Source organism: Phocaeicola plebeius (assembly GCF_003437535.1).
GTDB classification, from domain to species: Bacteria; Bacteroidota; Bacteroidia; order Bacteroidales; family Bacteroidaceae; genus Phocaeicola; species Phocaeicola plebeius_A.
Map to the genome: position 1 here is coordinate 1 of NZ_QSQT01000001.1, position 12,516 is coordinate 12,516.

Here is a 12,516-nt window from a genome sequence, read left to right on the forward strand (position 1 = left end):
CAGAAATCCGTGTGAAATCCCCTACATTATATAATTCGTGCGGGCGCGTACGTGTACGCGCGTAAGGAAAAAAGGGATGGTTCTAACGGAAATGAAGGGATTTTCCGGCACATTTACCCATCAAAAAAACGCAAGTGCGTTTGATATAAAACGCAAGTGCGTTTCACTTCAAACGCAAGGACGTTTCAGTTCAAACGCAAGGACGTTTCAGTTCAAACGCAAGTGCGTTTTGGATGGAACGCAAGGGCGTTTTTTTACGAACAAAAACAAAAGGAAATATTACACGGAAATGGGCATAAAAAAAGGAGTTCCGCTGAACTCCAACCTTTGTTAACCTTAAATCTAATACTATGAAAAACACAGTACAAAAGTATTTATTTTATTTGAAACAACAAAACCTAAGACTAAAAAAGGATGCTTTACAACATACATTAACCACCAAGGCGAAATATTCAATGTGGTTAACAAATTACATATTAAATACAAAAAATGCAGAAACGATTCCGCTTCTGCATTTTACATTCACCTAATATTACACCTAATTCACTTTATACGCTTATATCCATATACGGCTAATTCCCCCAATTCCTCTTCAATACGAAGCAACTGGTTGTATTTCGCCATACGATCGGAACGACTTAATGAACCAGTCTTTATCTGACCACTATTGGTAGCTACTGCTATATCCGCAATGGTAGCATCTTCTGTTTCACCGGAACGATGAGAAGTAACCGTAGTATACCCATGGCGGTGAGCCATTTCAATGGCATCGAGTGTCTCACTCAAAGAACCAATCTGATTTACTTTGATAAGAATGGAATTAGCACATCCCAGTTCTATACCTTTCGATAAGAATTCCACATTGGTCACAAACAAGTCATCTCCTACAAGCTGACAACGATCTCCAATCCGCTCCGTCAGTTTCTTCCATCCCTGCCAGTCGTTTTCACTCATACCGTCTTCAATAGAGTCAATCGGATACTTATTAATCAGTTCTTCCAAATAAGCCACCTGTTCATCTGAAGTACGTTTCTGACCACTGGTTCCTTCAAAAATCGTATAGTCGTACACTCCATCCTTATAAAACTCAGAAGAAGCACAGTCCATTCCAATCATCACGTCCTTTCCTGGTACATATCCTGCCAGTTGAATGGCCGACAAAATAGACTCCAACGCATCTTCCGTTCCGTTCAATGCCGGAGCAAAGCCACCTTCATCTCCTACAGCCGTACTTAATCCACGGTCATGCAACACTTTCTTCAAGGCATGGAAAACTTCTGCTCCCATACGCAGACCTTCACGGAAAGAAGGTGCGCCTACCGGACGAATCATGAATTCCTGGAAAGCAATGGGTGCATCACTATGTGAACCTCCATTAATAATATTCATCATCGGTACCGGCATCACAAAAGTATTTACTCCTCCAATGTAACGATATAAAGAAATGTTCAAGTAAGCAGCTGCCGCTTTTGCCACTGCCAAAGAAACTCCCAAAATGGCATTGGCTCCGAGATTGGATTTAGTAGACGTGCCATCGAGTTCGCACATTTTCTTGTCAATTCCACGCTGATTCAGCACAGACCATCCTTCCAGGGCCGGAGCAATTACATTATTTACATTATATACAGCTTTCAACACACCTTTACCACCATAACGCTTGGCATCTTTATCACGAAGCTCGAGTGCTTCATGTTCACCAGTAGAAGCTCCTGAGGGTACAGACGCACGCCCCATGATTCCAGACTCCAGTCTCACTTCTACTTCTACAGTAGGATTGCCTCTTGAATCGAGTATTTCACGACCTGTAATTGATTTAATTTTCATATTCCTATCATTTTAAAATTCTGATATACAAAAATGAGAAGTTCCTGCAAGGCATACAATACCTTGAAATAGGTATTTTGTAAACCTGACTCTCTGAAACAAAAAAGGACTGTAACTGAAAAACAGCCACAGCCCTCTTCTGTCATTTATGCAATCAAAATGGATTAGTAATTATTTTTCTTTACTTCGAAATAAGCTTGTGGATGCAAGCAAGCCGGACATGTTTCAGGTGCTTCTGTACCTACATAAATGTATCCACAGTTACGGCACTGCCATACCACTTCTACATCTTTCTTGAATACTTTATCATCTTCTATATTCTTCACGAAAGCCAGGTATCTTTCTTCATGTCCTTTTTCAGCAACGGCAATTTCACGATACATCTTAGCGATAGCCGGGAAACCTTCTTCATCTGCAATGTCAGCAAATTTCGGATAATCCAAGCTCCATTCTTCATTTTCACCTGCTGCAGCTGCTTTCAGGTTTTCCAATGTAGTACCGATTACGCCGGCAGGATAGCTGGCAGTAATTTCTACCATTCCGCCTTCCAACCACTTGAACATTCTCTTGGCATGTTCCTTTTCCTGATCAGCAGTTTCCATAAAAATAGCAGAAATCTGCTCGAAGCCTTCTTTCTTTGCTACACTGGCAAAATAAGTGTAACGCATTCTTGCCTGTGATTCACCAGCAAAAGAGATTGCCAAATTTTTCTCAGTTCTTGTTCCTTTAATGCTTTTTCCCATATCTATTAGTTATTAAGTTGATGAATGAATTACGTTTTTAAGTTCACATTGCAAAGATAGTAATTTTATTCAAATTTGAAATTATTACAATTTTATTTTCTATTTTATTAACGCTTTAATAAAACATGAATTCACTAATAAAACAAATTTGAAGGAGAAAAAGTTCTTGAAAACAAGTCCTAAAACATCCCTCATCCAATCTCATATACACTGAATAAGAAACAAATAATAATTCAAATTTCTATTTCAGAAAATATTTTAAAATATAATCAATAGAAAAATCGTCTGAATTCGAGAAAATATATACTTTTGTGCTTCTTTTTAAATTAGTAACATTTTTAAGATAGATGAAAGGATTAGAATTTAGACCAAAACTTTTCACAATGATGAAAACTTACACCAAGGCCGACTTTATGACCGACCTGATGGCAGGTATCATTGTGGGAATTGTAGCTTTGCCTCTGGCCATTGCCTTTGGTATAGCCTCTGGAGTAAGTCCGGAAAAAGGTATCATTACCGCTATTGTAGCCGGCTTTATTATTTCTTTTTTAGGTGGAAGTAAGGTACAGATAGGTGGGCCGACCGGAGCGTTTATCGTAATTATCTACGGTATCATTCAGGAATACGGTATCGACGGACTGATGGTTGCTACCATGATGGCCGGTGTGCTCCTTATATTATTAGGTATATTCAAACTGGGAACCGTTATCAAATTTATTCCTTATCCTATTATCATTGGTTTTACCAGTGGTATTGCCGTCACCATTTTTACTACCCAGATTGCCGATATTTTCGGACTTGATTTTAAAGGTGAAAAAGTACCGGGCGATTTTATCGGAAAATGGATTCTTTACTTCCATCACTTCGATACGGTAAACTGGTGGAATGTCATTGTCAGTGTAGTCAGTGTATTCATCATTGCCATTACTCCCAAGTTCTCTAAAAAAGTTCCAGGCTCTTTAGTTGCCATCATTCTGGTAACTGTAGGAGTTTACTGCCTGAAAATGTATGGAGGAATTACTTGTATCGATACCATAGGCGATCGTTTCAGCATCAAAGCACAACTTCCGGAAGCAGCCGTTCCGGCACTTGACTGGGAAGCTATCAAAAATCTGTTCCCTGTAGCCATTACTATTGCCGTATTGGGAGCCATTGAATCTTTGCTCTCTGCTGCAGTAGCCGACGGTGTTATAGGTGACCGCCATGACTCAAATATGGAACTTATCGCACAAGGTATTGCCAACTTCGTATCACCTATATTCGGAGGTATTCCTGCTACCGGAGCTATCGCCCGTACTATGACAAATATTAACAACGGTGGAAAATCGCCCGTAGCCGGTATTGTACATGCAGTGGTGTTATTGCTTATCTTACTTTTCCTGATGCCGTTGGCACAATATATTCCGATGGCTTGTCTGGCTGGTGTACTGGTTATCGTTTCTTATAACATGAGTGGATGGAGAGTGTTCAAAGGATTGTTGAAAAATCCCAAATCGGATGTGGCTGTCCTGCTTATTACTTTCTTCCTGACCGTTATCTTCGACTTGACTGTAGCCATTGAAGTAGGATTGGTAATTGCCTGCGTATTGTTCATGAAACGTGTAATGGAAACCACCAAGATTTCTGTAATTACCGACGAAATCGATCCAAACAACGAATCTGACTTGGAAGTACACGAAGAACACCTAATGATTCCACAAGGTGTAGAAGTGTATGAAATCAACGGTCCGTATTTCTTCGGTATTGCCACCAAATTTGAAGAAATCATGTCTCGTTTGGGCGATCGTCCGAAAATCCGTATCATCCGTATGCGAAAAGTTCCTTTTATTGACTCTACAGGTATACACAACCTTACCACCCTGTGTGAAATGTCACAAAAGGAAAACATCCACATCATTTTGTCGGGAGTCAACGAAAAAGTACATAAGGTACTGGAAAAATCAGGATTCTACGAATTGCTGGGAGAAGAAAATATCTGTAGCAATATCAACGAAGCTCTGGAAGTAGCCACTCGAGAAATCGCAGAAATAAACGCGAAATAAAAGGTTAAAAGAAAAACTCCTGTTCTGTTAAAATCCAAATAGGGTTTAACAAAACAGGAGTTTTCTTTAAATCATGTTATAAAACAGTATATTTTAGGTTAGTTACTTGGATTATTCCCAGAATTCCGTACCTTTGCACTGTGTTTTTCATAGTATTAGATTTAAGGTTAACAAAGGTTGGAGTACAGCGGTACTCCTTTTTTTATATCCTTACTTCAGAAAATCACCACTTCAGTCGAACTTGAAACTGTAAATCATACTTATTGTTTCCCTGTATTTCTTCTGCTCCCGAACTGATAGTTGACCGATCTCTATAGTGCGTCCATCCCCATTTAACCTGAAAAGTCAGACGCTTTTTCCAGTTATAATCCATAGTCCAAGCCCATCGCTCTCCTCTTCCATACAAGGACATCATAGAAAACGCATACAACAGCCCTTGCTCGTACATATATACCCGCGATGCATAATCCTGCGTATGAAACCAGATACCGCTTAGAGAAGTCCGCAACGAAAGACGAGGAATATCCACCTTCATACTACTACCCAATGCCCAACCGTTAGAAGCCTCCCGTTTCCACACATCCGAACGCACATATTCCACAACCGTTTTCCACCGCAAAAAGCTCAATGGTGAATAAGTCAGCTGATAATGTAATCTTTGTCGGATATTGGGTAATACTAGTTTACTTTCTTCCGTATCCTGATAATTTTTAGCCTTGTTTTTATAACTATACTTTATTAACATATCCAGTGAATTTAACGGTGAATAAGATGCTTGAAACACGCCTTCCATTCCTATGGTCTTTTTCTTATCTACCAAGTAACGATACCATGGAAAATAAAAGAAATCACCGTAACATAACAATTTAATCTTACTTAACAGGCTTGTTTCCAAACCAATAAAAAGTCCAGTTTCATTTTGCAATCTGGAATTCTCTCCAAATCCATTTGCATATAAACTCTGGTATTTCTTGTCATAGTACCTGTTGATAACTATCAAAGAAGTATTCACAACCGGTGAATAAGTCAGCTGATTCAACGTGGCAATCTTTCCCTGCTTATCTACTGCCGTTTCACCAGAGAATACAAATTTCCCTTTATACCATTTATAATTCACTCCTACGTTATAGAAATATCTTCCACGAGGATAATAACGATTGTACAACCGCTCCGTCGGATTTAACACCTTGTTGAAAACATTATAAACAGCCGTAAATCCACCTTCAAAGTATTTACCATCATAAGTTAAATTACTACCAACTAAGGTATTAAATACCGTATTCTTCTTTTCCATGTCTTTCTTCAAACGATGATAGCCATCGGTTTTCAACGTAGTTATACACTCATTATCCACCGTAGCATCCTGATTACGGAAAGAAACAAAACCTGTCAATAACCAGCGATTCTTCCATTTCCAGGAAGCACCTGCTCCCTGCAGATAATTCGTTTCATTCATAGAAGTATATTTGCTCAACCCTTTCCCTGCACGATTTAATGTGGAAAAGGAGGTGTATTTTCCCATACTAAACCCCATGTTCATTACCAGTCCATATCCAAAACTGGCTTTGTAGTTTCCTAATACCAGCGTATGCAACTTACCGAAATCATTTAACTGAACAGAGGCATTGTAAAAATCGAATCCTTTCCGGTTATAAAGACTGAAGAACGGTTCTCCCGCATCCTTTTCTGCGGCCAAACTTACATAAACTTTCTGCTGAAACTGAAATTTATATCTCAGGTTCAAATAATACGGATCTCCATAATACCGTTTCGAAGCAAATTTCTCCTCTTCACCCAAGGGAATATTCGCATAGCCCGCCTTTTCATTTAAAGGAATATCTGTCCGCATCCATACTTCCTGCTTATTGTATTTCCACAAGTTTTTCCAGGAAAACGCCCGTTTTTCCACTGAGTTACCCACATATACAAAATCCTTCAAGAAAGTTTGAGTCTGCTTATCCATTCCTTCCACTCCCCATAATTCATTCAAACTGACCAACGGTCCGTATTTATACACATAGTAAAGAATATTTTCCACCATTTTATCAGATAAAAAAGGCAACTGTTCCAACTCTTCCTTCGTTACCGTATTAATATTAAACGGATGTTCAGCCAGTTCACTCAAGTTTTCATATAGTTCTTCCCAGGAAGACAAATTTGCCTTTTCTCCAATCTGTTCCTCCCATTCCATCCAGGAAGACTGGGCACATACATTTAAACAGGTAAAAAATACTGATACACAAAGAGAAATATACTTTTTCCACATGTTATTCACCAGGTTATACACATACTATAAATACGTTAATTATATCACGTAATCTGAATATTATTTCTATTTTTGCGGGCATGAAGACATGTTTTTACATACTCATCTTCTTTGGGCTAAGCTTCCTTTCAGAAATTCATGCCCAACAAGTATCTCCTGTTACATCCGGTAAAGGATACAGAGTTCCCGTATGCGTTTATGAAGGAGACACTATACCTTGTATAACGCTGAAAAACATTTACGTTTACCCCAAACTCAAGTTTAAAAACAAAAGACAAGAAAGATATTACTACAAATTAGTACGGGATGTGAAAAAAACACTTCCTTTGGCCAAAGAAATCAAGCGGGCAGTCATCGAGACATACGAATACATGGAAACGCTCCCTAACCAGAAAGCCAAGGAGCAACACATGAAAATGGTAGAAAAAGGATTGAAGGAACAATACACCGCCCGCATGAAGAAACTGACTTTTTCACAAGGAAAGCTGCTTATCAAACTGGTGAACCGCGAATGCAACCAATCGTCTTATCAGCTGGTGAAAGCTTTCATGGGACCTTTTAAAGCGGGATTTTATCAGGCATTTGCAGCCTTATTCGGGGCCAGCCTAAAAAAAGAATACCATCCTGAAGATGACGACAAGATGGTAGAAAGAGTAGTTACACTTGTTGAGAACGGACAATTATAACTATGTAAATCAATAAATTAACAACATATTAATAAGATATTCACAGGTAGTGTTCAACGCAATTTGAACAGTTTATGTGCAAATTCCCATATCATAATGCCTGCCGTTACAGACACATTCAGTGAATGCTTTGTACCGAACTGAGGTATCTCAATACAACCGTCGCACATGTCTACCACTTCCTGCTGCACACCTTTCACTTCATTTCCCAATACAATGGCATATTTCCGGCCTTTCTCCAATACCAGTTCATCCAGTAGTGTACTTCCGGCACACTGTTCGATAGCCAGCACTGTATATCCGTCATTATGAAGTTCATTTACAGCATCTTGCGTACGTTTGAAATACTTCCAGTCCACTGTATACTCCGCTCCCAAGGCCGTTTTGTGCATTTCCGGATGAGGAGGCGTAGCCGTAATACCACAAAGATAAATGCAGTTCACCAGAAATGCATCAGAGGTACGAAACACCGCACCTATGTTATGCAAGCTGCGAACTTCATCCAGCACCACAACCAACGGCAACTTATCTACTTCCTTAAACTCCTCCACCGTCAGGCGGTTCATCTCCGTGATCTTCAGTTTTCTTAATTCAGACATTTTTCGTATATTTGGTATGCGTTTGCCTGCAAAGATAAAAACTATATTCATAACCTTGTTGAAAACGGTGGAAAAGGTGTAAAAAACGCGCGCATAGAAAATGAAAATTATTTCTTGCATTATTCCACAAATAGATTATAGCACGCTCAAAACCAACAATCCAAAAAAGTTAGAGATAATTTTCACTGACAGTTTAAACACATTCTTCCCGAATTTTCAGGAATGAATACACGAAAAGTTTTTAACTTTGCAACGTATCAACAAATTGTTAATAGTATAGATAAAATCAAAATTATCAATACGTAAGCTTGTTTATCAGTTATTCATATCCTCCACCCAGATGCTGATAACGGAAAAACAAAAAAAAGGGTGTTATTTTTACTAACATTATTAACGGGATATTATCAGTATCATTGTTTCTTTTAAAAAGAAGAAAAAATATAATCTAATAATGAAGAAAGAAGAATGGTTGAAAAAGGGTTATGTGGATGAACCCGTAGAAAAAGCGCTTGACCTGAAAGCGGAGATCAAAAGACTGTGTCGTGAAAAAGATGCCGTAATCCTGGGCCACTACTATCAGGCAGACGAAATACAGGAAATAGCAGACTTCATTGGAGACAGTCTGGCACTGGCTCAGTGGGCTGCCAAAACGGATGCAAAGATCATTGTGATGTGCGGGGTACACTTTATGGGTGAAACTGCAAAAATACTTTGTCCGGACAAAAAAGTGTTGATTCCCGACTTGAATGCCGGATGCTCTTTGGCCGACAGCTGTCCGGCTGATAAGTTTGCTGCTTTCGTAAAAGACCATCCCGGTTACAAGGTTATCTCGTATGTCAATACAAGCGCTGCCGTCAAGGCGGTGACTGACGTGGTAGTGACATCGACCAATGCCCGCCAGATTGTGGAAAGTTTCCCGGAAGATGAAAAACTGATTTTCGGTCCTGATAAGAACCTGGGAAATTATATCAACTCTATCACCGGACGTCAGATGTTGTTATGGGACGGTGCTTGCCATGTGCACGAGAAATTCTCTGTGGAAAAGATTATCGAGTTGAAAAAGCAGTATCCCGATGCACAGGTATTGGTTCATCCGGAATGCAAGGGTGCCGTAGCTAAACTGGCTGACAAGATTGGGTCTACAGCCGGATTGCTGAAATATGCTATGGCCAGCGACAAGAAAGACTTCATCGTAGCTACAGAAAGCGGTATTCTGTATGAGATGCGGAAAAAATGTTCGGAAAAGAACTTTATTCCTGCGCCTCCTGAAGACAGCACCTGCGCTTGCAACGAGTGCAACTTTATGCGCCTGAATACGCTTGAAAAGTTGTACAATACGCTGAAATACGAATGGCCGGAAGTCAATGTGGATGAAGCCATCGCACAGGAAGCCATTAAGCCTATTCAGAAAATGCTGGAAATATCTGCCAAGCTGGGACTTTAAAAAGTCTCAGCTTGCTTGTTAATGGCCTTTAAAGCAAGAATACTACTTCTTAATGTATGTTATAAAACACATGTAAACGCACACAAAACTTGCATAATTCCAGAAAGTCCGTACCTTTGCATCGTGTTTTTCATAGTATTAGATTTAAGGTTAACAAAGGTTGGAGTTCAGCGGAACTCCTTTTTTTATGCCCATACGTTTCTTCTTTTCTTCCATATCGTGTGATAAATGTGCTGATGCAAATGCGATAAATCAAAAATGAATCATCGTTTTTTATGTTTTCCGGAGCTGAACCTTACGTTTCCGGTAAGAAAAACGTATGTTTCTGCATCCGAAAACATACGTTTCTCATAAGTGAAACATAAAGAAACCGGGATAATTTACTTATTTTCGTAGATACGTTCTGTAAATATTTTGGAGGAAACGGCTTGATGTAGCTTTATGACTCTTCTTTTAAGCGAAAAAAAATGATTTTAATCTGTGTTGAAAATCAGTATGTTATGATTTTTATCGAAAAAAGTTAGAAAAAAAACATCCAAAAAGTTTGTAGGTTTAAAAAAAACGCCTACCTTTGCAACCGCAATCGAGAGAGAAAGCAACGAAAGAAAAACTTAATGGTGCGTTAGTTCAGTTGGTTAGAATACATGCCTGTCACGCATGGGGTCACGGGTTCGAGTCCCGTACGCACCGCGAAAAAATCCTGGTTCATTTTGAATCAGGATTTTTTATTTCATATAAGTGGAAAAATAAAAAAAACGGGAACATGCCGTACTTGGCACATTCCCGTCAATCGTGTGAATGCTTATTCCAATACTTCACCCTTTTCAGTGTATAACACGGCGGTTGTGTTGTCTTCTGCGTCCGTCAGAACTACTTTGTAGGTTTTTGTTCCTTCCACTTCTTCTACGTATGCTTCTTTGATGGTAAATTCAGCATAATCTTTTGTCACTGCATCCAGAACTGCCTGTGGAAGATCTTTTACTTCGATGGGTTTGAACTCATTTACAATGTTCACACTGTCTACACTTGCGTGGAAGTTTTCTGCAAACGCAACTGAAGTTCCTAATCCCATTACCAATGCTACTGCTACAAATAACTTTTTCATATTGCTTCAATTTTAATAGTTAGTTAAGTAAGTTTCTACGCTAACAGTAAATCAAATAGAATGCCAAAATACAGTGTAAGGCTTAATGACCTGGTAATCAGACGAGGATAAAAAATAGCTGAAATTCCGTAATCTGCTAAATGGGTAATTAATCCTCATCGTAATGTGGAGATTTTGTACAATTCTACAAAGTTAAAACAAACGTAAATGGTTGATAAATAAATGTTTATGATTTCTATATAAAAAGAGGTATATATAAAATCAATCAGATTATTTTAGTTAAATAAGATATTGCCTGAAAACTTTTTTCTCTTTTATTTGTTATAAATATACAGAAAAAAATCACTATCTTTTTTAATTAATAATCTATGAACATAATCAAATTTGTGTCCGTAGCTTTGTGGAGCATGTGTATGCTTTTTCTAAGCTGCAAGAAGGAGAATCCATCTTTGAATGAAACTCCCGCAACTGTAGAAATTTTCGTATGCAATTCAAAAGGGAAGCCTTTGGAAAATAAAACAGTTGGTTTATACGATGAGAATCGTTATAAAGATTTTCAGAAAGATCATACCGTAAAGCCATTGGCCGAGGTCATTACCAATCAAAAAGGAATAGCTCATTTTGTGTTGGAAAGTCGTCCATGGTTTGTGAAAGGAACATCTGCTGAGCTGATGTTTGTGGTGCAGGAATTGCAGGATGCCTCAAATTATAGATGGTGGAGTAGAGGAGGAACAGTTACGCTTGGGAAAGCGCATTCCTTTAAAATAGAAGTCGTTCATCAAGATGGTGCAGAGGGAGATGAAACAATGGAAGAAAAACCCGGTGAAGATGCCGGTGAGAATGTAGAATCTCCTTTTGTGATAGAAAATGGAATATTAACCGGTATAAAAGATCCTTCTTTAACTCAGGTTGTACTCCCGGCAGAAGTGAAAACCATCGCTTCTGGGGCTTTCAGAGACTCTCATATCGAATCTTTAGTGCTTAATGAGGGATTGTTATAGAGCTTCAAGCTTTCTCAGGAAGCCAGAAATTGGCTTCTGTCGCGTTTCCCGCTTCTTTAAAGGAGATAGGTGGACATGCGTTTGAAGATTGTGTGGCTTTGACAGAAGTTGACCTGTCCAAAACGGCTCTGCAGGAAATCAGTTCCGATGCTTTTCGTGAAACAGGATTGAAAAAAGTTACTCTGCCTGCTTCATTGAAAAAAATAGGTTTGCAGGCCTTTTTAGGTACACATTTGGAAGAGGTTGTATTTTCAGCAGAATTGCAGGAGATAGATGACGAAGCTTTCAGAGGAGTAGTGGAATTAACGTCTGTAACTCTTTCGAATAATATGTAGCGAATAGGTTATCAGGCCTTCAGTGACTGTGAACAATTAACTAAAGTTGCCTATGTGGGGGAAATGAAAACAGCTGATTGTATGGTAGAAATAGGAGCGTTTCAGAATTGTACGTCTTTGACTTCCTTTGCATTTCCTCAAAGTCTTTCTGAAGTTCAAGGATGGACTTTTGTAGGTTGCAGAAAGTTGAAAGAAATAACCCTTCCTAAATCGGTGAAGAAAGTGGGAGACCAGGCGTTAAGAACAAACTCTACTGTAGAAACAATTACTTTTGAGGGAGAAGAAGCTCCGGAACTTACAGGTAATCCATTTCCATTTAAGGAGAGTATACTGAAAATAATGGTTCCTTCAGGTAAATCGGAGGCCTATAAAGCGAAATGGGACTCTTATGAGAGCTATCATTCCAAGATAGAAGAAAAGTCCTGAATAAGTCATATTAAAAAAATTACAGCGTGTACGAACTCACCAGGA

At 38.9% G+C, this 12,516-nt stretch carries 11 protein-coding genes and 1 tRNA gene; 7 read left to right on the forward strand and 5 right to left on the reverse strand.

What is annotated here, in order from left to right:
* Positions 1–543: 543 nt before the first annotated feature.
* Positions 544–1,824: a phosphopyruvate hydratase gene (gene eno, locus DXD04_RS00005; RefSeq protein WP_117669889.1), complete on the reverse strand. Its 1,281-nt coding sequence runs from the start codon at positions 1,822–1,824 to the stop codon at positions 544–546.
* Between the two features lie 164 nt (positions 1,825–1,988).
* Positions 1,989–2,567 (reverse strand): rubrerythrin, encoded by a 579-nt coding sequence (gene rbr / locus DXD04_RS00010; RefSeq protein WP_007559642.1) that lies wholly within the window; start codon positions 2,565–2,567, stop codon positions 1,989–1,991.
* A 347-nt stretch (positions 2,568–2,914) separates the two neighbouring features.
* Here rbr and DXD04_RS00015 point away from each other — a divergent pair, with 347 nt between their 5' ends.
* Positions 2,915–4,609: a SulP family inorganic anion transporter gene (locus tag DXD04_RS00015; protein ID WP_117669891.1), complete on the forward strand. Its 1,695-nt coding sequence runs from the start codon at positions 2,915–2,917 to the stop codon at positions 4,607–4,609.
* A 223-nt stretch (positions 4,610–4,832) separates the two neighbouring features.
* Here the strand turns inward: DXD04_RS00015 and DXD04_RS00020 are convergent, their stop codons facing one another.
* Positions 4,833–6,875 carry a helix-hairpin-helix domain-containing protein gene (locus DXD04_RS00020; RefSeq protein WP_310591221.1) on the reverse strand — a complete coding sequence of 681 codons (2,043 nt, stop codon included), beginning with the start codon at positions 6,873–6,875 and terminating at the stop codon, positions 4,833–4,835.
* Between the two features lie 80 nt (positions 6,876–6,955).
* Between DXD04_RS00020 and DXD04_RS00025 the strand changes: the two genes are divergently transcribed.
* Positions 6,956–7,561, forward strand: a complete 606-nt coding sequence (locus DXD04_RS00025) for a DUF4294 domain-containing protein (RefSeq protein ID WP_181977170.1) — start codon at positions 6,956–6,958, stop codon at positions 7,559–7,561.
* 53 nt (positions 7,562–7,614) lie between these two features.
* Here DXD04_RS00025 and DXD04_RS00030 read toward each other — a convergent pair whose 3' ends face one another.
* Entirely contained in the window at positions 7,615–8,160 is a 546-nt protein-coding gene (locus tag DXD04_RS00030; RefSeq protein WP_117669893.1) for an RNA methyltransferase, read from the reverse strand.
* A 451-nt stretch (positions 8,161–8,611) separates the two neighbouring features.
* On the opposite strand from DXD04_RS00030, the gene nadA reads away from it, so the two are divergent.
* Complete coding sequence (nadA, locus tag DXD04_RS00035; RefSeq protein WP_117669895.1) at positions 8,612–9,604, forward strand: quinolinate synthase NadA; 993 nt, start codon at positions 8,612–8,614, stop codon at positions 9,602–9,604.
* A 616-nt stretch (positions 9,605–10,220) separates the two neighbouring features.
* A tRNA-Asp gene (locus tag DXD04_RS00040) sits at positions 10,221–10,294 on the forward strand.
* 112 nt (positions 10,295–10,406) lie between these two features.
* On the opposite strand, the gene DXD04_RS00045 is transcribed toward DXD04_RS00040, so the two are convergent.
* A complete protein-coding gene (locus DXD04_RS00045) occupies positions 10,407–10,709 on the reverse strand; it encodes a hypothetical protein (protein WP_117669897.1) in 303 nt (100 codons plus the stop codon).
* 368 nt (positions 10,710–11,077) lie between these two features.
* Between DXD04_RS00045 and DXD04_RS00050 the strand changes: the two genes are divergently transcribed.
* Genes DXD04_RS00050 through DXD04_RS00060 form a run of 3 tightly spaced genes read left to right on the forward strand, consistent with a single transcriptional unit; the run spans position 11,078 to position 12,471 of the window.
* Positions 11,078–11,710, forward strand: coding sequence for a hypothetical protein (locus tag DXD04_RS00050; RefSeq protein ID WP_117669899.1), 633 nt, complete (start codon positions 11,078–11,080; stop codon positions 11,708–11,710).
* Between the two features lie 29 nt (positions 11,711–11,739).
* A complete protein-coding gene (locus DXD04_RS00055; RefSeq protein ID WP_181977436.1) occupies positions 11,740–12,045 on the forward strand; it encodes a leucine-rich repeat domain-containing protein in 306 nt (101 codons plus the stop codon).
* 3 nt (positions 12,046–12,048) lie between these two features.
* Entirely contained in the window at positions 12,049–12,471 is a 423-nt protein-coding gene (locus tag DXD04_RS00060; RefSeq protein WP_117669903.1) for a leucine-rich repeat protein, read from the forward strand.
* Positions 12,472–12,516: the final 45 nt, after the last annotated feature.